Here is a 20,227-nt window from a genome sequence, read left to right on the forward strand (position 1 = left end):
GCAGGCGATTTCGGAGTGCGATAGGAACTGCGTTAGAATTTCTCCAGACGCGTGCGCAACGCGTGCGACGAATGCACTCAGTCGTGTCTCGAAGTTTGGAATGCTTCCAGACCGACAAGAACCTGCTTGTTCGAAATGTCTTAAACGGCGTCAGCGATGTCGCAGCCGGCGATTAACCCGGCGCGCGAGATAATCGCCGGCGCTCTGCACGAGCTGCACCAGCGCGATCAGCACCACGACGACGGCCAGCATCATCTCCGGCATGAAGCGCTGATAGCCGTAGCGGATGCCGAGATCGCCCAGGCCTCCGCCTCCGACGGCGCCGACCATGGCGGAATAGCCGAGCAGGCTGACAACCGCGAGCGTCAGCGCCAGCAGAAGACCCGGCAGCGCTTCGGGGATCAGCACCTTGAGCACGATCTGCATCGGCGAGGCCCCGAACGAGGACGCCGTCTCGATCAGGCCGCCATCGACCTCGCGGATCGCGGCCTCGACCAGGCGCGCGATGAACGGCGCCGATGCGATCGTCAACGGTACGATCGCGGCCGTCGATCCGATCGAGGTGCCGGCCACCAACCGCGTGAACGGGATAATGGCGACGACCAGGATGATGAAAGGCGTGGATCGCGTCGCGTTGACGACGGCACCGAGCACGCGATTGACGATGGGCGCCGCGAACAGCTCGCCTTTCCGGCTGGTCGCGAGAAAGACGCCGAGCGGCAGGCCGAAGGCGGTGCCGATCAGCGCGGCGAGCCCGACCATGTACAGGCTCTCGCCGGTCGCCTGGATGATCAGGTTGATGAGTTCAGGCGACATAGCCGAGACGCTCCGCGGGGAATTGATATTGTGAAAGCCAGGCCAGCGTGCGCGTCGTCGCGTCCTCGCCGCCGGACATGCCGAGAGGGATACCAAGCGTCAGCGAGCCCACATGCTGGCCGCCGATCTCGTCGATGCGGGCCGACAGCAGCGACACGTCGAGGCCGAGCTCGCGCGCCAGCCGCGCCACCATCGTGTCGCCGGCCCCTGCCCCGCGCACCTTGACGCGGATCACGGCCTGTCCGGCCGGAGGCTGCTCCGAAACGATCCGGCTCGCCAGCGACACCGGCAGGCTGTCTCCGATTACTTCGGCCAGGAAGGATTGCGTGATCGGATGCTTGGGGTAGGTGAAGATGTTGGCGACATGGCCGCTCTCGACGACGCGGCCGGCATCGAGCACCACGACATCCCCCGCAAGTTGGCGCACCACGGACATCTCATGGGTGATCAGTACGATGGTCACGCCCAGCTCGCGGTTGATGTTCGCGAGCAGATCGAGGATCGCCCGCGTGGTCTGCGGATCGAGCGCCGAGGTCGCCTCATCCGACAGCAGCACGCTCGGCCGCGTCGCGAGCGCACGGGCAATGCCGACGCGCTGCTTCTGGCCGCCGGAGAGTTCTGACGGGTAGCGATCGTGCTTGTCTGCGATGCCCACCAGCGCAAGCAGCTCGGCCACGCGCGCGCGGATATCGGCCTTGGCCCAGCCGGCGATCTCCAGCGGCAGCGCGATGTTGGCGGCAGCGGTGCGGGAGGACAGCAGATTGAAGTGCTGGAAGATCATGCCGATCGAGCGCTGCGCCAGCCGCAAGTCGCGGCCCGAGAGCGCCGAGATATCTCTGTTATCGACGACGACGCGGCCCGTGGTCGGCCTCTCCAGGCCGTTGATGAGCCGGACCAGGCTCGATTTGCCGGCGCCGGAGCGGCCGATGATTCCGGTGATCGAACCGCGCGGGATGGCGAAGTCGATGTTTTGCAGGGCATTGACGCCGGGCTTGCCGCGATAGGCCGGATAGGTTTTCGAGATGCCTTCGAAGCGGACCATCGCGTCGGACGCAGTCGCGGCAGGTGAGATCGCGTGAGCTGAGATCGCGTCAAACTTTTCGATCGGCTGTCCGATCGCGAGCGACGGGTGGACGTTCATGGAGGCGGCCTTCATGCACAATAGTTCCCTTGCCCCTGGGCATCCGGGAACGGTCGCATCAAGCGACGGAGAGTGAAACCGCGATGAGGACTCGGCTGGAGCGCGCTGCACCGCAGCACGCACAATCGCCCTTTCGGGTCGCTCTGGCAATGTCAGATATTTGCGGGGAGTTGGACGAAGTTTTTCAAATGTCTTCCCGCTGAAGAAAATTCATCTGCCGCCGCATTGCCTCCCGCCCGACTCAGTGGACCTGCAACCAGGGCCATACGATCAGCAGGAGCCCCGCGAAATAGAGCATCCCAAAGATCAGCCCAAAACCCCAGAACTGACCCTTGCCGATATAGCCGCTCCCGAAATACATCGGCGCCGGCCCGGTCGCGTAAGGCGAGATCACCCCCATCAGGCCGAGCGAATACATGCAGAGCATGGCGAGCGTCGTGACTGGTAGGTCGGGGATGCCGGATCCGACCGCGAGCACCACGGGCAGCACGGCGGCGGCATGCGAGGTGATGCTCGAGAAGAAATAGTGGATCCAGAAGAACAGCGCGACCAGCAGGAGCATTGCGGTCGACGGCGACAGCCCGGCGAGCGGCTTTGCGTATTCGGTCGCGAACCATTTGATGAAGCCGATCTCGTTGAGGCCCGAGGCCAGCGTCAGCAGCGAGGTGAAATAGAAGAACACCTCCCAGGCGCCCTTCTCGGCGACGATGTCGGCAAACTCGATCACGCCCGTCACCAGCATCAGCGAGATCACGATGAACACGACGGTGGTGGCGTTGACGAAATTCGAGCCCAGAAGCGGCACGCGGATGTCCGGGCTCGAGCCCGCGATCCACAGGAACATCGCGAGCAAGATCAGCGCCAGCATGATCCATTCATTGCGCGACATCGGGCCCATCTCCGCGAGCTCCTTCGATGCCCATTCGGAAATTTCCGGGCTGCTCTTCACCTCGGGGCGGCAGACCGCGTAGCTGAGCAGCGGGACCAGCACCATCAGGAGCAGGCCGAGCGGCGCAAAGCCGATGAACCACTGCGCCCAGCTGACGTCGATTCCGGCGGTCTTCTTGGCGATGGCGAGCGCCGCTGCATTGGGCGCCAGCGCGGTGAAGAACAATGAGCTGGTGACGGCGGTCGACGCGAACGCGGTCCACATCACGTAGGTGCCGATCTTGCCGGCAGTCGGTCCTGGCTCGGAGCCGTAGATGCGCGGGATGTTGCTGATGATGGGATAGACGATGCCGCCGCTGCGCGCGGTGTTGGACGGTGTCGCCGGCGCCAGCAAGAAGTCCGACATCGCCACCGCATAGCCGAGACCTAGCGTGTTGGTGCCGAGCTTTTGCACCAACACGAGCGCAATACGCCGGCCCAGCTGGCTCTTGCGGTACCCGATCGAGAACACGAAGGCGCCGACGATCAGCCACACCGTGCTCTCGGCAAAGCCCGCCAGCATCCAGCGCAGCGATTTGGTCGGATCGGGATCGATATAACCGCCGACGCCGGCAACCGTCAGCCCGATCAGGCCGACCGCGCCGACCGGCATCGATTCCAGGATGAGCCCGGTGATGACGGCCGCGAAGATCGCAAAATAGTGCCACTGATTGGCGTTGAGCCCTGCGGGCACCGGCCACAGATAGATCAGCAGCCATACCGCGAGCGGCGCGATCAGCTTCCAGCGAAACCCTTTCGCCTCGGGTGCCTGCGTGCCAGTGGTCATGGGCCCTCCCCCTCGATCGTCATTGTCGTCTGCCGGCCCGTTGATCGGGCCTATTTTGTCCCAGCGCCGCGTATACGGATAGTCGGCGGCGCAATCAATGCCTGGCCGGCTTCTACCGCCCTCTGAACTTCGGTTTGCGTCGCGTCAGGAACGCCTCGACGCCCTCCTTATGGTCCTCGCTAAGGCTTGCCAGGGCGAACTGGTCGACGTCCATGTGGCTGGCGAGATTATCCAGCGCATGCGCCAGCCGGTTGACCGTGAGTTTCGTCATGGCAACGGAGAGCGGCGGCTGCGCGGCCACCTTGCGCGCAAGCTCCATCGCGGCATCGAACGCATGGCCGGGATCGACCACCTGCTCGACCAGGCCCCACTCATAGGCTTCATCCGCGCTGATGCGCTGATCGGCCAGGATCACCGCCTGCTTGGTGCGCGCCGGGCCGATCAGATGCAGCATGCGCGGAATGCTCTGCCAGCTCATGTTCATGCCGAGCCCGATCTCGGGCACGCGCAGATGGGCATCGCGTCCCATGACGCGGAAGTCGAGCGCGACGGCCAGCGCCACGCCGCCGCCGACGCAAAACCCCTCGATGGCGGCGATCGTGATCTGCTCCATCTCCTGCCAGGCGTGGGTCAGGCGCGGTCCGAGCTTGAGATGCCGCCGCAGCGTGCCGAGGTCCATGTCCTTGCGCGCGCGGCCTTCGGCATCCTTGAGGTCGAAGCCGGCGCTGAACGCAGCCGCGCTGCCTGTCAGCACCACGGCAGAGGTTGCGGCGTCATCCTCAAAACTGCGCGCGGCCGCGGTGAGCTGGCGTAAAGCCTCTGGCGATAGCGCATTGATGCCGTCGCCGCGGTCGAACCGCACCACCGCAATCCGTCCCTCCGGCCCGAGGCCCTTCTCGATCTTGACATAGTCAGGCAACGCAAACTCCCCTGGTCTTGGTCTTCCTGGCGCTCACAGATGCCCGGTGCGCCGATGTTCGGGTTCGCTTCCATGGACCGGAAACCGGATCGTGGTCCCGATGGTGATCCAGTTGGCATTTTCGCCGGTGATGTTGCGGCCGTAGATCAGATCGACGGAGAATATCTCGTTCGGTCGGTAGCGGACACCGGTCTGGAAACGCGGCTGCACGATGCTTGCGACCTCGGCGGCGCCGGCCTGCCCGTACGCCTCGATCGTCCATTGCAGCGTGTCGGTGAATTTCCAATCGAAGCCGATGCCGTAGGTCAGGTAATGGCGATCCACCGTCCGATCCCAGAGCCAGCCGCCGTTGACGTTGATGCGCATGGTCTCCGACAGGCGGAAGGTCGCGGGGATGACGGCAAAGGCGGCTAGCGCCTCGCCGGTCGCCGCGTCGAACGATCCTCCGCCATAGGCCGACAATCCCCACCGGCCGATTCCGGTCGGGACGAAATTCGTCTTGGCTTTTGGCGCGATTGTCGTGCTCCAGTCGCCGCCGCTCCGGGCCCGGATGGTCTGCAGGCTCAGCTCGATCGGCCTGAAGGGATCGACGACACAGGAGGGATTGGCGACCGCCGAAAAATCCGTGTTGGAAGCCGCCGACAGCCAACTTTCCACCTTGCAGGAGCCGACATCGGAAATGTCGGCGGCATCGACCGCATAGGCGCCATTCGCGGCGCGCGCATCCTGCGCCGCGAATGCGCCAAGAGCCGCGATTGCGACGGTTATTCCGGTTCTTGCAGCCCAGCCCATGGTGCGATGTTAGCAGAGTCTTCGCCTCGACAACGCCCGGATTCTGGGACTATCTTCGCCCCATGAGCGACCATCATCACCACGATCACGACCATTCCGAGCTGTCGGAGACCGAGCTGCGCGTGCGCGCGCTCGAGACGATCCTGACCGAAAAAGGCTATGTCGAGCCGGCCGCGCTCGACGCCATCATCCAGGCCTATGAGACCCGGATCGGCCCCCATAACGGCGCGCGCGTTGTCGCCAAGGCCTGGAGCGATCCGGCGTTCAAGAAGGCACTGCTGGAGGACGGCTCGAAGGCGATCGGCACGCTCGGCCATGTCAGCCGCGTCGGCGACCACCTCGTCGTGGTCGAGAACACGCCGCAACGTCACAACATGGTCGTGTGCACGCTGTGCTCCTGCTACCCCTGGGAAATGCTGGGGCTGCCGCCGCTCTGGTACAAGGCCGCGCCCTATCGCTCCCGCGCGGTGAAGGACCCGCGCGGCGTGCTCGCCGATTTCGGCGTGCAAGTCGCCAAGGACGTTGAAATCCGGGTATGGGATTCGACCGCCGAAACGCGCTTTCTGGTGCTGCCGATGCGCCCCGCAGGGACCGAAGGCTGGAGCGAGGAGCAGCTCGCCGAGCTGGTCACGCGCGATTCCATGATCGGCACCGGCTTTCCCAAGGCGCCGGGGGCGCCGTCATGAACGGCGTGCACGACATGGGCGGCATGGACGGGTTCGGCAAGGTCGAGCCCGAACCGAACGAGCCGGTGTTCCACGAGGAATGGGAGTCGCGTGTTCTCGCCATGGTACGCGCGATGGGCGCGGCCGGCGCCTTCAACATCGACACCTCGCGCTTCTATCGCGAGACGATCCCGCCGCATATCTATCTCTCGAGCTCCTACTACAAGAAATGGTTTCTCGGGCTCGAGGAGATGCTGATCGAGAAGGGCTACCTCACTCGGGAGGAAGTCGCCGCCGGCCACGCGATGCAGCCGGCCAAGGCGCTCAAGCACGGCAAGTTTGATCTCGGCCAGGTCGAGCGCATCATGGTGCGCGGCAAGTTCGCCCGCCCTGCCCCGGCGCCGGCGAAATTCAAGATCGGTGACAAGGTCCGCGCGAAGAACATTCACCCGGCGACCCACACCCGCCTGCCGCGCTACGTGCGTGGTCATGTCGGAATCGTCGAGCTGAACCATGGCTGCCACGTGTTTCCGGACTCGGCGGCGATGGAGCTCGGCGAGAATCCGCAATGGCTCTACACTGTCGTGTTCGAGGGCCGCGATCTCTGGGGCGCGGACGGCGATCCGACCTCGAAAGTCTCGATCGATGCGTTCGAGCCGTATCTGGACCCGGCGTGATGAGCAGCACGGCTGCTGCTGCCGCGACGGCAGCGATCCCGAGCATTCCGCGCGACGATGACGGCCCGGTGTTCCGCGCGCCCTGGGAGGCGCACGCCTTCGCGATGGCGCTGACGCTGCACGAGCGCGGCGTGTTCACCTGGCCCGAATGGGCGGCAGCCCTGGCCTCCGAGATCAAGCGCGCGCAGGCGGCCGGCGATCCCGATACGGGCGAGACCTACTATCTCCATTGGCTCGCCACGCTGGAGGGGCTGGTCGCGCGCAAGGGCGTTGCGTCTGCGGAGACGTTGCATCGCTACCGCGACGCCTGGGACCACGCGGCCGATCGCACCCCGCACGGCAAGCCGATCGAGCTGAAGGCGGAGGATTTTGCGCCGTAGTCCCTTTGCGCGTTGCTTGGGTACACTCTAATCCCAACCAACACTGTCATTCCCCGCGAAGGCGGGGAATCCAGTACGCCGCGGCCTGTCGATTATCGCTACCTTCTCGGAGTACTGGATCACCCGCTTTCGCGGGTGATGACACCGAGTCTATGGTATCACCGTCCCGCCACGTACTCCCGCCACCCCTTCGCCCGCAGGCTGCACGCCGGGCATTCTCCGCAGCCGTATCCCCAATCATGCTGCGCGCCGCGTTCGCCGAGGTAGCAGGTGTGCGACTGCTCGCGGATGAGGTCGACCAGCCCGTCGCCGCCGAGGTCATGGGCGAGCTTCCACGTCGCGGCCTTGTCGATCCACATCAGCGGGGTATGCAGCTCGAACTTGCGGGCCATGCCGAGCGACAGCGCGGCCTGCATCGCGCGGATGGCGTCGTCGCGGCAATCGGGATAACCGGAATAGTCGGTCTCGCACATGCCGCCGACGATGTAACTGATGCCGCGCCGATAGGCCAGCGCCGCGGCGAAAGTCAAAAACACCAGATTGCGGCCGGGCACGAACGTGTTCGGCAGGCCGTCGGCGCCCATCGCAATCGCGACGTCGCGCGTCAGCGCCGTCTCGGACACGGCCGCCAGCGTCGGGATCGCTAGCGTGTGGCTCTCCCCGAGCCTGGAAGCCCAATCCGTGCGCAGGCCCTTGATGCCGTCGAACAGCCGGTCGCGGCAGGCAAGCTCGATGGCGTGGCGCTGCCCGTAATCGAACCCAAGCGTCTCCACGTGCGCAAAACGATTCAGCGCCCAGGCAAGGCAGGTGGTGGAATCCTGGCCGCCGGAAAACAGCACCAGCGCGGTTTCGGATGAAGATGCGTCAGTCATGGCCCGCGCTTTAGCACTGCGCACGCGGCTCGCCAATCTGGCGCGCCAACCGGTGGAAATCACCCTGTTCCGCCGCGCTACGCTGGGAACGGGGGCGCTTTTGGCATAAGGCTTGAGAGCCAGGAGAATGCCCGCAATGACCCCTTCCCGCGACATTTCCCGCCTGATCGAGATCATGGCGGCGCTGCGCACGCCGGTGACTGGCTGCCCCTGGGACCTCGAGCAGAATTTTGCGACCATCGCCCCCTATACGATCGAGGAAGCCTATGAGGTGGTCGAGGCCATCAGCCGCGGCGATCTCGACGATCTCTGCGAGGAGCTCGGCGACCTCCTGCTGCAGGTGGTGTTCCATGCTCAGATGGCCGAGGAGCAGAACGCCTTTGCCTTCGGCGATGTCGTCGAGGCCATCACCCGCAAGATGATCCGGCGCCATCCGCACGTCTTCGCCGACAAGGAGGGCAATCTCGCCTCCTCCCACGTCAAGGAAGTCTGGGACCGCATCAAGGCCGAGGAGAAAGCCGAGCGCGCCGCGCGCCGGCCACCCCAGGAAGCGCCGTCCCACAAGTCGCTGCTGTCAGGCGTGAAGGCCGGCCAGCCCGCCCTGACGCGCGCCATGGAGCTGCAGCGCAAGGCCTCCACTGTCGGCTTCGACTGGAACGATCCGCGCGCGGTGCTGGCAAAAATCCGCGAGGAAGCCGACGAGATCGAGGCCGCACTCGATCGCAACGACAGCGAGGGGTTGGCGGAAGAGACCGGCGACCTGATGTTCGCGCTGGTCAACCTCGCCCGCCATGTCGATGCCGATCCGGAAGCCGCGCTGCGGGCGACCAACACGAAGTTCGAGCGGCGGTTTGCCTATATCGAACGGGCGCTGGAGGCGCAGGGGCGGACCCTCGAGCAGGCGTCGCTGGCGGAGATGGACGCGTTGTGGAATGAGGCGAAGAGTGCGAAGCAGTCGTCACCAGAGGAGCGCAAGCAAGCCGGCCGCTAACTCGGCCGGGACGACACTAACTACACGGACAGTCGCGGCACGGCATCGAACCGGTTCACCACGATATCCCGCTTGGTCTCGTCCACCCGCACCGTCATGTCGAAGCGGCCGTCGTGCAGCTCTTTCGCCAGCACTTCGGAATTCCGATGCAGCCAGCTGATGCCGGCGCCGTCGGAGGCATCGATGGAGAGGTCGAGCGTGATGCGCTTGGCGGCCAAGCGCTCCTCGATCGCGGCGAGCAGCGCGTCGACCCCTTCGCCCGACACGGCCGACACCAGCATCGCGGGATGGTCCTCCGGCCTGCGCGCGGCGATATTCAAGAGTTCTTCGCGCTGTTCGGGACCATAACGGTCGATCTTGTTCCAGACCTCAATGATGCGGCCTGAATCATCGGGATTGATGCCGAGCTGGCGCAGCACCGCGTCGACGTCGCTCTGCTGCGCCTCGGCATCGTCGTGCGAGATGTCGCGCACATGCAGGATGACGTCGGCCTCCAGCACCTCCTCCAGCGTGGCGCGGAAGGCGGCGACGAGCTGCGTCGGCAGATTGGAGATGAAACCGACGGTGTCCGACAGCATCGCCTTGCCGCCATGCGGCAGGGTGAGCGCGCGCAGGGTCGGATCCAGCGTGGCGAACAGCATGTCGGCGGCCTGCACGTCGGCGCGGGTCAGGCGGTTGAACAGCGTCGATTTGCCGGCATTGGTGTAGCCGACCAGCGCCACGACGCGGTACGGCACCCGCTGGCGGCCTGCGCGATGCAGGCGGCGTGTGGCCTGCACCTTCTTCAGTTCGCCCTCGAGCTTGGAGATGCGCTCCTGGATCAGGCGGCGGTCGGCTTCGATCTGCGTCTCGCCGGGACCGCCCATGAATCCAAAGCCGCCGCGCTGGCGCTCGAGATGGGTCCATGAGCGCACCAGGCGCGAACGTTGATAGTTGAGATGCGCGAGCTCGACCTGGAGCGAGCCTTCCTTGGTCTTGGCGCGGCGGCCGAAGATTTCCAGGATGAGACCGGTGCGGTCGAGCACCTTTGCCTGCAACTCCTTCTCGAGGTTGCGCTGCTGGATCGGCGCAAGCGCGCAATCCATCACCACGAGTTCGACGTCGAGGCTCTTGGCGAGCGCGGCGATCTCCTCGACCTTACCCTTGCCGATATAGGTCGCAGGGCGGATCTGGCTGATCGGCGCGATGATGGCGTCGGCAACGACGAGATCGATCGCGCGCGCGAGGCCGGCGGCTTCGTCGAGCCGGGCTTCCGCGTCACGCACGACATGAGCTTCCGATTGCGCGTCGGCACTGCCTGCGCGCACCCGCAAATAGGGACCGATGACAAGCACCCGCCCCGTCTGCGTACCCCCTGCCGACCGCGGACGGTCGGCATCCCCGTCGAAATTCCGGGGTTCCAATCAGATCACTCTCAAGCCGGCTGATCCTCACCGCCTTCGAACAGCTGGATCGGAGCGCCCGGCATGATGGTCGAGATCGCATGCTTGTAGACGAGCTGCGAGTGACCGTCGCGCCGAAGCAGCAAACAGAAATTGTCGAACCAGGTCACGATGCCCTGGAGCTTCACTCCGTTGACCAGAAAGATCGTCAGTGGCGTTTTGGTTTTGCGAACGTGATTAAGGAAGGTGTCCTGCAGGTTTTGTGCGCGGTCTGCCGCCATTGTTTTTTTCTCGCTTTGAGTTTCTTTTTATTGCGCCGGTTGCGGCCCTCTTTTGAAACTCGGGGTCCTCGTCCGGTTGCCGTCCCTCATGAGATCCCCCTCGGGGGGACAGCGGTTCAATTAGAGGACAGGTAGGCTTATTAGGCAAGCCGCTTCACGCGGCAGCCCATGCCGTATTGCCCCGAAAAACTACGGAAATCGATGATTTTCCTCGCCTATTCCAACGACGTCGCAGCGTTAGCCGACGCCGAGCGCCTTCAACTTCCGGTGCAGCGCCGAGCGTTCCATGCCAACAAACTCGGCCGTGCGAGAAATATTTCCTGAAAAACGGCTGATCTGTGCAATCAAATAGTCGCGCTCGAACACTTCGCGGGCTTCGCGCAGCGGCAGGCCCATGATGTGCTCGCCATTGTTGCTGGTCGGCATCGCGGGCACCATGGAGCCGACATCCTGCGGCAGCATGTCGGCAGTGATGATGACTTCCGGCCCGCCAGCGGCGAGAATCATGACTCTCTCAACGTTGTTGCGGAGCTGGCGCACATTGCCCGGCCAGACATGCGACTGCAGTACCGCCATCGCGTCCTGGCCGATCTGCCGCTTGGGCAGGCCGCTGCCCGCGGAGATCTGCTCCATGAAATAGTCGATCAATTCCGGAATGTCTTCACGCCGCTCCGACAATGCGGGCACGCGGATCGGCACCACCGAGAGCCGGTGATAGAGGTCCTCGCGGAAATGACCGGCCGCGATTTCCTCTTCGAGGTTGCGCGCGGTGGAGGAGATGATGCGGACGTCGACCTGCACCTTGCCGTTGCCGCCGACGCGCTGGAACGACTGCTCGACCAGCACGCGCAAGATCTTGTTCTGGGTCTCGCGCGGCATGTCCGCGATCTCGTCGATGAACAGCGTGCCGCCATGAGCCTCTTCGAGTGCGCCGGGCTTGCGCGCGTGCTCGCCGTTGGACTGCTCGATGCCGAACAGCTCGTGCTCCATCCGCTCGGGCGTGATCGCAGCGGCGTTGATGACGACGAAGGGGCCGTCGGCGCGGCCCGAGGCCGTGTGCAACGTGCGGGCGGTCAGTTCCTTGCCGGCGCCCGCGGGGCCGACGATCAGGATGCGGCTGTTGGCCTTGGCCGCACGCTCGATGGTCTGGCGCAGCTGGTTCATGCTGGGCGAGCGGCCGACCAGCGAGCTTGCGCTCGGCGCGAGTTGCTTCAGCTCCTTGACCTCGCGCTTGAGCCGCGAGTTCTCCAGTGCACGGTTCGCGACCAGGATCAGCCGGTCGGTCTTGAACGGCTTCTCGATGAAGTCGTAGGCGCCACGCTTGATCGCGGCGACCGCGGTCTCGATGTTGCCGTGGCCGGAGATCATCACGACCGGCAGATCGGGGTTGTCCTTCTTGACCTGCTCCAAGAGCTGTAAGCCGTCGAGCTTGGAGCCCTGCAGCCAGATGTCGAGGAACACCAGATGCGGCCTGCGGTTGGCGATCTCGGCGAGCGCCGTATCGCTGTCGCGCGCGGTCCGGGTCACGAAGCCCTCGTCTTCGAGGATGCCCGCAACGAGATCCCGAATATCGGCCTCATCATCGACAATCAGAATTTCACTTGCCATGGATCGCCTGTTTTCTCAGCTGCCTGTTGAGGCTTTGATCTTCGTTGAATCATTGGTCTTTTCAGCCGGCTCTTTGGTTTCGACGGCCGCCTCTTTTGTTTCCGGATCCTTGAGGGATTGCGTGGCCGTTTCGCCGCTTTCCGGCTTGGTCGTTGCCGCGGCTGCCGGTTCGGCCCCCTCGCTTTTCGCGGGAGCGCCGGCGATCGCAAAACGCATCCGCATCCAGGCGCCGCGCTGGCCCTCGCGGAAGTCCGAGGCATCCTTCAGCTCGATGCGCCCGCCATGGTCTTCCAGCACGCGACCGACGATCGCGAGCCCAAGGCCGGTGCCTTTGGCGCGTGTCGTCACATAGGGCTCGAGCAGGCGCGAGCGCGCCACCTTGGGCAGGCCGATGCCGTTGTCGACGACGTCGATCAGCACGTCCTCGCCCTCGCGCGAGACCACGACGTCGATCCGGCCTTTGCCGAGCTCCTCCAGGGGGACCTGCTCGATCGCCTCGGTGGCGTTCTTGACGATGTTGGTGACGGCCTGCGAGATCAGCCGCCGGTCGAACTGGGCGCGCAGCGGGTCTTCCTTGAACTCGGCCTCGATATCGATCTCGGGGTGGGCGACCTTCATCAGGAACACCGCCTGCCGCACTGTGTCGGCGACGTCCTCACCCTCCATGACCGGCTTAGGCATCCGCGCAAAGCGCGAGAACTCGTCGACCATGCGGCGGATGTCGTCGACCTGACGCACGATGGTGTCGGTGCACTGTTCGAAGATCTGCTTGTCCTTGCCCTCGGTGATGTCCTTGCCGAATTTGCGGCGAATGCGTTCGGCGGAGAGCTGGATCGGGGTCAGCGGATTCTTGATCTCATGCGCGATGCGGCGCGCGACGTCGCCCCAGGCCGAGGTGCGTTGCGCCGAGACCAGTTCGGTGATGTCGTCGAGCGTGATGATGTAGCTGTCGTGCGGCTGGCTGGTCTTCTCGGCGCTGACGCGGACCGACAGATTGCGTTCCTGCCCGTCGCGCGTGATCGTGATCTGCCCCTGCACCAGGCGCTGGGTCCCTTCCCGCGCCGTCTTCATCATCTCTTCGAGCTCGGGCAGCACGTCGGAGAGCGGATGGCCGAGCGTCTCGGCTTCGGAGTGACCGATCAGCTTTTCGGCGGAACGGTTGAGAATGCCGACGCTGCCTGAGGTATCGACACCGATAATGCCGGCGCTCGCGGACGACAGCACCGCCTCGATGAAGCGGCGGCGGCTGTCGATGAGCTCGCTGGCGTTGACGAGCTCGTCGCGCTGGCTACGCAACTCCTCCGTCATCTTGTTGAAGGTCTCACCCAGCTGGGCGAGGTCGCCTTCCGACTGGTGCACCGGCACTTTCACATGGAGATCGCCCGTCGAGACCGTCTGGGCCGCGTTCATCAGGCGTCGGATCGGCGAGACCAGCGAGTTGGCGAAGTTGAGGCCGATCAGCACCGAGGCCATCAGGATGGTCAGCGCGATCACCGCGAACATCAGCGCGAACGCGACCTGGATGCCGAGCCGGCGCGACTCGATCTGGGCGTATTCGGCGACGCTGACCTCGGTCTGCTTGAGCTGGTTGACGACATTCGGATCGAGCGGCCGTGCGACGTAGAGGAATGTGTCACTGAAGGCGCGCAAGCGGACCACCGCGGCGACGAAGCTCGCATCGGGCAGCACCGCGATCTCGGGTTCGGATTCGTTGACGTTGCTGAGGAAGTCCGGTGCCGGCGGCGAATAGGCCAGCCGCATGCCGGTGTCGGCGGATTCGAGAATGTTGGTGTTCTTGTCGATGATCATCGCGCCCGGCAAATTGCGCGAGGCGGCGCTGGACGTCAGCAATTCGCGAAACGAGCGGCGATCCTGGTCGTAGAGCGGCCGCGCGTGGGCGATGTCGTTGGCCATGCCGAGAATGTCGCCCCGGATCAGCTGCGCATGGTCCTGCATGTAAGCCCGCGCGATCGTCAGTGAATTCTGGATCACCTCCTTGGTCGGGCCGGAGAACAGGCGGTCGAGGCCGCGCTCGATGGTGACGTTGGCGACGACGGCGACCAGCACCGCCGGCAGCACCGCCACGATCGAGAACAGGCTGACGATCTGGACATGGAGGCGCGCCGCCGCCCTGCCCCGCCGTCGCGCCAGGATCAGCTGCCAGAGCTCGCGGATGATGATGCCGACCAGCAGCAGGATGGTGGCTGCGTTGCTCAGATAGAACGAACGGACAACTTGCGGCGTCAGTTCGATGCTGGTGAGGCCGGTCAGGACCAGGAAGGTGAGCAAGGCCGACAGCAGCGCCAGCGCCACGGCGAACGGCGCCAGCCAGCGTCGCGCCGACCAACGCCGGGGCTCTTCTGCTGGGGCCGTGTCAAAGGATGCGGCCGAGGTGTCTGCGCTGGTCATTCCGGCAATGGGTGCTGAAAACGGGGGGGCCGCGGCGGGCGGCTACTGATGTATTCGTACCACATTGTTGCCGAATTGCGACAATTCCGCGGCGTCACCGCCGCGACCGACCCGCGCATCCACAGCGACATGCCGGAGGGCGGGAACGGATTCCAGCCCCGGCGGCTTGACCAGCATGCACAGGTTCTTTCTCGCGATGATGGTATCGGCCGTGCTGCTGCTGATCGTGGCGGCGGACCTGCTGGTCAATGGTCTCGGGGTGCAGGAGCCCAATGCGAACGTCGCCAGCGCAATACAGGTCTCAGGCCGGTTTGTCAGATAGGTGTGAGGCCGCGTTCCGCGGCTGAAATCACCCTTTGAATGTTCCTGCGGAACATTTCAGTCCGATCGGGACTTCTGCTCACCGCGTCAGCCACGACGGCCAGCGCGATCGGACAGGCTCAGCTCCGCTTGGTAGGGGGAGCTGAGCCACCGGCCGTTGCGTGGGGCTAGCCGCCGCTCCGATACACCTGGATATCGAGATCCCGGATCTTCTTCCGCAGCGTGTTGCGGTTGAGGCCGAGCAGATCGGCGGCGCGGATCTGGTTGCCGCGGGTGGCCGCGAGCGCGGCCGTGAGCAGTGGCACCTCGATCTCCTTCAAGATGCGATGATAGAGGCCCGGCGGCGGCACGCCGTTCGGGAAGCCCTGGAAGTGCGAGGAGAGATACGCCTCCACGGCGCCACCGAGATTGTCGACGCCATGCTGGACGGCGGCACCCGGGCTGACCGTGGGTGGCGCCAGCTCGCCGTCGATGACGGAGCCCGTGATCACATCCTGGGGATACAGCGCCGCGAGGCGACGGGCGAGGTTCTCGAGCTCGCGCACGTTGCCCGGCCAGCGGTGCTGCTTCATCCGCTCCAGCGCCAGCGTGTCGAGCTTTTTCGGCGGCAGGCCGTCCTTCTCCGCCAGCGCGAAGAAATGACGGATGAGATCGGGCAGATCCTCGATGCGCTCGCGCAACGGCGGCAGCCGTAGCGGCACGACGTTGAGGCGGAAGAACAGATCTTCGCGGAACAGGCCTTGCTGGATCAGGACGCGCAGATCCTTGTTGGAGGCCGCGACGATGCGCACGTCGGTCTTGATCGGGGTGCGACCGCCGACCGTGGTGTATTCGCCCTGCTGAAGCACGCGCAGCAGACGGGTCTGCGCCTCCATCGGCATGTCGCCGATCTCGTCCAGGAACAGCGTGCCGCCCTCGGCCTGCTCGAACCGGCCGGAGGCGCGGGTGTTGGCGCCGGTGAAGGCGCCGCGCTCATGGCCGAACAGCTCCGACTCGATCAGGTCGCGCGGGATCGCCGCCATGTTGACCGCGACGAACGGGCCATTGCGGCGCTTGCCGTAGTCGTGCAACGCGCGCGCCACCAGCTCCTTGCCGGTACCGGACTCGCCCGTGATCATCACGGTGAGGTCGGTCTGCATCAGGCGCGCCAGCACGCGATAGATTTCCTGCATCGCCGGCGAGCGGCCGACCAGCGGGATCGCCTCCATCTCGGCGTCCTCGTTCGGCGTCGAGACCCGCTCCTTCGGCTCGGCCAGCGCGCGGCCGACGATGGCGATCAGCTCCTTCAGATCGAAGGGCTTCGGCAGATATTCATAGGCGCCGCGCTCGGAGGCCCGGATCGCCGTCATGAAGGTGTTTTGCGCGCTCATGACGATAACAGGCAAATTCGGCCGCATCTTCTTGATCCGCGGCAACAGGTCGAACGCGTTCTCGTCGGGCATCACCACGTCGGTGATGACGAGATCGCCCTCCCCCTGGCTGACCCAGCGCCACAGCGTTGCGGCATTGCCGGTCAGCCGCACTTCGTAGCCGGCGCGCGATAGTGCCTGATTGAGAACCGTGCGGATGGCGGTGTCGTCATCAGCAACGAGAATGCTACCTGCGGGCATCGTTAATCCTCATTTCGCCCCCTGTGACGCAGACGACGACTTTCCGGCAGAGCCGTCGTGACTGCTTTGATCGGCATGTTTCACCGATGTGGAATACATCGGCATCAGCACGCGGAAGGTTGTCTTGCGCGGCTGAGATTCGCATTCGATGATGCCCCCGTGATCCCCGATAATCTTTGCGACCAGCGCGAGGCCCAGACCCGAGCCGGTCTGTTTGGTGGTGACGAAGGGATCGAACAGGTTTGGCAGAAGATCGTCCGGCACGCCTGGTCCGTTGTCCTTCACGCAGAATTCGAGCGGCAGGGATACACGGGATTTTTGACCGGGGACTGACAGGCGGACGCCGGGGCGAAACGCGGTGGTGAGCTGGATTTCACCGTCGGGAACGTCGATCAGCGCTTCGGCGGCGTTCTTCACCAGGTTGAGGAACACCTGGATGAGCTGGTCCTGGTTCGCCAGCACCGGGGGCAGCGAGGGATCGTAATCCTCGACGAAGCGGATGTTGCGGGCAAAGCCGGACTGCGCCAGCCGTTTGACGTGATCGAGCACCGAATGGATGTTGACGGGGCCGCGCACCACGGGGCGCTCGTCGCCGAACACCTCCATGCGGTCGACCAGCGTCACGATGCGGTCGGCCTCGTCGCAGATCAGCCGCGTCAGCATGCGGTCTTCCGAGGAGGCCTGCTGCTCCAGGAGCTGCGCCGCGCCGCGGATGCCCGAGAGCGGGTTCTTGATCTCGTGCGCCAGCATCGCGGCGAGCGCGATCACCGAGCGCGCGGCGCTGCGATGGGTGAGCTGGCGGTCCATCTTGTCGGCGATGGAGCGCTCCTGGAGCATCACCACGATATGGCCGGGCCGTTCCGTGACGGGGGCAACGTGCAGATCGACCTGGCGGTCCCCGCCCATGCGCGGCGTGCCCAGATCGACCTTGTACTCGTTGACAGGTGCATTCGACGAACGCACCTGGTCGATCAGCGCCAGCAAGGGGCTGCCAAACGGCACCAGCTCTTTCAGCGACTGCCGCTTCAAGAACTGCGTCGAGATATCGAAGAAGGCTTCGGTTGCGATGTTGGCGGCGACGATTTTGCCGTCCGGCCCGATCATCAGCACGGGATTGGGAAGTGCGTCCAGGATGGCATCGCTGTCGGACGGAAACGGCCGACGATGTTCAGCAACTGAGCTCATGCAGCGGCGCTCCATGCGAAGTCGTCGAAGGCATCTTGCAGTGACCGGTGAACGAGGTGCGGATCCTCCGAGGTGAGGATTTTCTGGCGCCAGGATTTCAGCTTCTCGGCCGGCGCACGGCTCACATCGGCCGCGACGTCGAGCGCCCAGCCCAGATGTTTTCGCGCGTGCCGCAGCCCGATGCGCAGGCCGTAGAGCGCGCAGACGCCTTCATAAAGCGTGCGCACATAATGCAGCTGCGTCTCGAGCGGCGGCGTGGCTTCCACCGCCCCACCCTTGAGGCGGCGGCCGATCTGGCCGGGCAGCCAGGGCTGGCCCTGCGCGCCGCGGCCGATCATCACGGCATCGGCGCCGGAGGCCTTTAACGCCGCGAGGGCCTTCTCGTAAGTGGTGATGTCGCCATTGACGACGAGCGGAATGGAGATGGCCTCGCGTACGGCGCGGATCGCATCCCAATCGGCCTCGCCCTTGTAGAACTGGCAGCGGGTGCGGCCGTGCACGGTGACGAGCTTGATGCCTGATGCCTGTGCGCGCCGCGCCAGTTCCGGTGCGTTGCGGGTGCGGTCGTCCCAGCCGAGCCGCATCTTCAACGTCACTGGCACCTTCACCGCCGCGATCGTCGCTTCGATCAGGCTGACGGCGTGGTCGAGGTCGCGCATCAAGGCGGAACCGGACTGGCCGCCGGTGACGTGACGAGCCGGACAGCCCATGTTGATGTCGATGATATCGGCGCCTTCGGCTTCAGCGATCCGGGCGCCCTCCGCCATCCAATGCGTCTCGCACCCGGCGAGCTGGACCACGTGGGGACCGATCCCCGTGGCTTCGCAGCGCAACCGGGACATATGATGGCCATTGGCGAGTTCGTCGCTGGCCGTCATTTCGGACACCACCAGACCGGCCCCCAACTCCGCGGCAAGCCGGCGGACGGGCGAGTCAGTCACCCCCGACATCGGTGCCAGGAAGACCGGGGTGGCGACATCAATATCGCCTATCTTCAATGGCTTAGAGCCTGATACTACCGAGCCGGTCACAGGGGTCTCGTTGCGTTGGCAGCGCCTCATCGCGCCTGCCATGACCTATCTTGCGCACAATTCTTGTGCAGTCAAGCGTCATGCCTACAGTTTAGACAGTTCTGCAAATCTTTCAAGTGCAGTGCAGCAAAATGCTGTTTCCCACAATCCGGGGAAACCCCCTTTTATTGCGGGCCTGCCGTGCTAGAGGCATGCGGCGATCACCCCACCCCCGACTCTCTTCATCACCAAATGAGTATTTGAGTCCTATGGCGAAATCACAGCGCACCGCAGTCGTCCTCGTCGCTGCCGGACGCGGCCTGCGCGCAGGCGCCGGTGGCCCCAAGCAATATCGCGAGATCGGCGGCGTGCCGGTGATCTATCGCGCCATGGAGGCCTTCAGCCGTCATGCGGACGTGTTCGCAGTTCAGCCCGTCGTGAACCCGGACGACAGCGCCATGTTCACGGCGGCGGTCGCAGGGCTCGGCCACGAGGCGCCGGTCAATGGCGGCGCGACCCGGCAGGCCTCGGTGCTCGCCGGTCTCGAAGCGCTCGCCAGGCACAAGCCCGACATCGTCCTGATCCACGACGCCGCGCGACCCTTCGTTTCGGAAGGCGTGATCACCCGCGCGATCGATGCGGCCAGCCGCACCGGCGCGGCGATCCCCGTCGTTCCCGTCACCGACACCATCAAGATCACCGGCGAGAATGACAATGTCGAGGACACGCCGGACCGGGCGCGGTTGCGAATTGCGCAGACGCCGCAATCCTTTCGTTTCGACGTCATCCTCGAAGCGCATCGTCGCGCGGCCAAGGACAGGCGCAGCGATTTCACCGACGATGCCGCGATTGCCGAATGGGCGGGATTGACGGTTGCAACCTTTGAAGGCGATGTTGCCAATATGAAGCTCACCACTCCCGAGGATTTCGTGCGCGAGGAAGCGCGGCTGGCAAGCCTGCTCGGCGACATCAGGACCGGCACGGGCTACGACGTCCACGCCTTCGGCGAGGGCGACCATCTCATGATATGCGGCGTGCGCGTGCCGCACACCAAAGGCTTCCTGGCCCATTCCGACGGCGATGTCGGCCTGCATGCGCTGGTCGACGCCATCCTGGGCGCGCTCGCTGACGGCGACATCGGATCGCACTTTCCGCCCAGCGACGCGAAGTGGAAAGGCGCCTCCTCCGACCAGTTTTTGCAATACGCCATCGAGCGCGTCACCCAGCGCGGCGGCCGCATCGCCAATCTCGAGGTGACCATGATCTGCGAGCGGCCGAAGATCGGCCCTTTGCGCGAGACCATGCGCGCGCGCATCGCCGAGATTTCCGGCGTCGACATCTCCCGCGTCGCGGTCAAGGCGACCACCAGCGAGCGGCTCGGCTTCACCGGCCGCGAGGAAGGCATCGCGGCCACCGCGAGCGCCACCATCCGTCTGCCCTGGAGTGTCTAGGCC

General features: G+C 64.9%; 19 protein-coding genes. 6 read left to right on the plus strand and 13 right to left on the minus strand.

The genetic code is table 11. From position 1 onward, the window contains the following. Positions 1-150: 150 nt before the first annotated feature. The 5 genes from IVB54_RS20190 to IVB54_RS20210 form a co-directional block, all read right to left on the minus strand. Entirely contained in the window at positions 151-816 is a 666-nt protein-coding gene (locus IVB54_RS20190; protein WP_018457839.1) for a methionine ABC transporter permease, read from the minus strand. After that, positions 806-1,972 (minus strand): methionine ABC transporter ATP-binding protein, encoded by a 1,167-nt coding sequence (locus IVB54_RS20195; RefSeq protein ID WP_018457838.1) that lies wholly within the window; start codon positions 1,970-1,972, stop codon positions 806-808. Before IVB54_RS20195 ends, IVB54_RS20190 begins: the two co-directional genes overlap by 11 nt. 226 nt (positions 1,973-2,198) lie before the next feature. Beyond that, positions 2,199-3,671, minus strand: coding sequence for a DASS family sodium-coupled anion symporter (locus tag IVB54_RS20200; RefSeq protein WP_018457837.1), 1,473 nt, complete (start codon positions 3,669-3,671; stop codon positions 2,199-2,201). Between the two features lie 112 nt (positions 3,672-3,783). Beyond that, positions 3,784-4,590, minus strand: coding sequence for an enoyl-CoA hydratase/isomerase family protein (locus tag IVB54_RS20205; protein WP_018457836.1), 807 nt, complete (start codon positions 4,588-4,590; stop codon positions 3,784-3,786). Positions 4,591-4,623: 33 nt separating this feature from the next. Next, on the minus strand, positions 4,624-5,382 hold the full coding sequence (locus IVB54_RS20210) for a hypothetical protein (protein WP_018457835.1): 759 nt from the start codon (positions 5,380-5,382) through the stop codon (positions 4,624-4,626). A gap of 62 nt (positions 5,383-5,444) precedes the next feature. Between IVB54_RS20210 and nthA the strand changes: the two genes are divergently transcribed. The 3 genes from nthA to IVB54_RS20225 are packed head-to-tail and all read left to right on the plus strand — an operon-like array spanning position 5,445 to position 7,104. Beyond that, on the plus strand, positions 5,445-6,068 hold the full coding sequence (gene nthA / locus IVB54_RS20215) for a nitrile hydratase subunit alpha (protein ID WP_018457834.1): 624 nt from the start codon (positions 5,445-5,447) through the stop codon (positions 6,066-6,068). Then, positions 6,065-6,724, plus strand: coding sequence for a nitrile hydratase subunit beta (gene nthB, locus IVB54_RS20220; protein WP_018457833.1), 660 nt, complete (start codon positions 6,065-6,067; stop codon positions 6,722-6,724). Before nthA ends, nthB begins: the two co-directional genes overlap by 4 nt. After that, positions 6,724-7,104: a nitrile hydratase accessory protein gene (locus IVB54_RS20225; protein WP_018457832.1), complete on the plus strand. Its 381-nt coding sequence runs from the start codon at positions 6,724-6,726 to the stop codon at positions 7,102-7,104. The genes nthB and IVB54_RS20225 overlap by 1 nt, the downstream gene beginning before the upstream one ends. A 158-nt stretch (positions 7,105-7,262) precedes the next feature. Here the strand turns inward: IVB54_RS20225 and queC are convergent, their stop codons facing one another. Further along, the gene (gene queC, locus IVB54_RS20230) at positions 7,263-7,976 is read right to left on the minus strand and encodes a 7-cyano-7-deazaguanine synthase QueC (protein WP_018457831.1); all 714 of its coding nucleotides are present in this window, start codon (positions 7,974-7,976) and stop codon (positions 7,263-7,265) included. Positions 7,977-8,112: 136 nt separating this feature from the next. Here queC and mazG point away from each other — a divergent pair, with 136 nt between their 5' ends. Continuing rightward, entirely contained in the window at positions 8,113-8,967 is an 855-nt protein-coding gene (mazG, locus tag IVB54_RS20235) for a nucleoside triphosphate pyrophosphohydrolase (protein ID WP_018457830.1), read from the plus strand. 20 nt (positions 8,968-8,987) lie between these two features. Here the strand turns inward: mazG and hflX are convergent, their stop codons facing one another. The 4 genes from hflX to IVB54_RS20255 form a co-directional block, all read right to left on the minus strand. Beyond that, on the minus strand, positions 8,988-10,370 hold the full coding sequence (hflX, locus tag IVB54_RS20240; RefSeq protein WP_026233449.1) for a GTPase HflX: 1,383 nt from the start codon (positions 10,368-10,370) through the stop codon (positions 8,988-8,990). A gap of 11 nt (positions 10,371-10,381) precedes the next feature. After that, on the minus strand, positions 10,382-10,630 hold the full coding sequence (gene hfq, locus IVB54_RS20245; RefSeq protein WP_007591126.1) for an RNA chaperone Hfq: 249 nt from the start codon (positions 10,628-10,630) through the stop codon (positions 10,382-10,384). Positions 10,631-10,867: 237 nt separating this feature from the next. Next, entirely contained in the window at positions 10,868-12,238 is a 1,371-nt protein-coding gene (locus IVB54_RS20250; RefSeq protein WP_007591127.1) for a sigma-54 dependent transcriptional regulator, read from the minus strand. Positions 12,239-12,253: 15 nt separating this feature from the next. After that, complete coding sequence (locus IVB54_RS20255) at positions 12,254-14,647, minus strand: PAS domain-containing sensor histidine kinase (protein ID WP_018457828.1); 2,394 nt, start codon at positions 14,645-14,647, stop codon at positions 12,254-12,256. 175 nt (positions 14,648-14,822) lie between these two features. On the opposite strand from IVB54_RS20255, the gene IVB54_RS20260 reads away from it, so the two are divergent. Further along, positions 14,823-14,969: a hypothetical protein gene (locus tag IVB54_RS20260; protein WP_018457826.1), complete on the plus strand. Its 147-nt coding sequence runs from the start codon at positions 14,823-14,825 to the stop codon at positions 14,967-14,969. Between the two features lie 166 nt (positions 14,970-15,135). Here IVB54_RS20260 and ntrC read toward each other — a convergent pair whose 3' ends face one another. The 3 genes from ntrC to dusB are packed head-to-tail and all read right to left on the minus strand — an operon-like array spanning position 15,136 to position 18,761. Then, the gene (ntrC, locus tag IVB54_RS20265; protein ID WP_007610301.1) at positions 15,136-16,578 is read right to left on the minus strand and encodes a nitrogen regulation protein NR(I); all 1,443 of its coding nucleotides are present in this window, start codon (positions 16,576-16,578) and stop codon (positions 15,136-15,138) included. A gap of 9 nt (positions 16,579-16,587) precedes the next feature. Further along, positions 16,588-17,763 carry a nitrogen regulation protein NR(II) gene (locus IVB54_RS20270; protein ID WP_026233448.1) on the minus strand — a complete coding sequence of 392 codons (1,176 nt, stop codon included), beginning with the start codon at positions 17,761-17,763 and terminating at the stop codon, positions 16,588-16,590. After that, positions 17,760-18,761, minus strand: a complete 1,002-nt coding sequence (gene dusB / locus IVB54_RS20275) for a tRNA dihydrouridine synthase DusB (RefSeq protein WP_018457824.1) — start codon at positions 18,759-18,761, stop codon at positions 17,760-17,762. Before dusB ends, IVB54_RS20270 begins: the two co-directional genes overlap by 4 nt. Before the next feature lie 281 nt (positions 18,762-19,042). On the opposite strand from dusB, the gene IVB54_RS20280 reads away from it, so the two are divergent. Further along, positions 19,043-20,224, plus strand: coding sequence for a bifunctional 2-C-methyl-D-erythritol 4-phosphate cytidylyltransferase/2-C-methyl-D-erythritol 2,4-cyclodiphosphate synthase (locus tag IVB54_RS20280; protein WP_018457823.1), 1,182 nt, complete (start codon positions 19,043-19,045; stop codon positions 20,222-20,224). The last annotated feature ends 3 nt before the right edge of the window (positions 20,225-20,227 follow it).

This window comes from Bradyrhizobium sp. CW1 (assembly GCF_023100665.1).
Lineage (GTDB): Bacteria > Pseudomonadota > Alphaproteobacteria > Rhizobiales > Xanthobacteraceae > Bradyrhizobium > Bradyrhizobium canariense_D.

Excerpts from the sequence above, each read along its gene's own strand:
- queC (WP_018457831.1), bottom strand. The coding sequence starts at position 7,976 with ATGACTGACGCATCTTCATCCGAAACCGCGCTGGTGCTGTTTTCCGGC.
- IVB54_RS20210 (WP_018457835.1), bottom strand. The coding sequence starts at position 5,382 with ATGGGCTGGGCTGCAAGAACCGGAATAACCGTCGCAATCGCGGCTCTT.
- IVB54_RS20260 (WP_018457826.1), top strand. The coding sequence starts at position 14,823 with ATGCACAGGTTCTTTCTCGCGATGATGGTATCGGCCGTGCTGCTGCTG.
- IVB54_RS20280 (WP_018457823.1), top strand. The coding sequence starts at position 19,043 with ATGGCGAAATCACAGCGCACCGCAGTCGTCCTCGTCGCTGCCGGACGC.
- IVB54_RS20195 (WP_018457838.1), bottom strand. The coding sequence starts at position 1,972 with ATGAAGGCCGCCTCCATGAACGTCCACCCGTCGCTCGCGATCGGACAG.
- IVB54_RS20225 (WP_018457832.1), top strand. The coding sequence starts at position 6,724 with ATGAGCAGCACGGCTGCTGCTGCCGCGACGGCAGCGATCCCGAGCATT.
- hfq (WP_007591126.1), bottom strand. The coding sequence starts at position 10,630 with ATGGCGGCAGACCGCGCACAAAACCTGCAGGACACCTTCCTTAATCAC.
- mazG (WP_018457830.1), top strand. The coding sequence starts at position 8,113 with ATGACCCCTTCCCGCGACATTTCCCGCCTGATCGAGATCATGGCGGCG.
- IVB54_RS20190 (WP_018457839.1), bottom strand. The coding sequence starts at position 816 with ATGTCGCCTGAACTCATCAACCTGATCATCCAGGCGACCGGCGAGAGC.
- ntrC (WP_007610301.1), bottom strand. The coding sequence starts at position 16,578 with ATGCCCGCAGGTAGCATTCTCGTTGCTGATGACGACACCGCCATCCGC.
- IVB54_RS20270 (WP_026233448.1), bottom strand. The coding sequence starts at position 17,763 with ATGAGCTCAGTTGCTGAACATCGTCGGCCGTTTCCGTCCGACAGCGAT.
- IVB54_RS20255 (WP_018457828.1), bottom strand. The coding sequence starts at position 14,647 with ATGACCAGCGCAGACACCTCGGCCGCATCCTTTGACACGGCCCCAGCA.
- nthA (WP_018457834.1), top strand. The coding sequence starts at position 5,445 with ATGAGCGACCATCATCACCACGATCACGACCATTCCGAGCTGTCGGAG.
- nthB (WP_018457833.1), top strand. The coding sequence starts at position 6,065 with ATGAACGGCGTGCACGACATGGGCGGCATGGACGGGTTCGGCAAGGTC.
- IVB54_RS20200 (WP_018457837.1), bottom strand. The coding sequence starts at position 3,671 with ATGACCACTGGCACGCAGGCACCCGAGGCGAAAGGGTTTCGCTGGAAG.
- IVB54_RS20250 (WP_007591127.1), bottom strand. The coding sequence starts at position 12,238 with ATGGCAAGTGAAATTCTGATTGTCGATGATGAGGCCGATATTCGGGAT.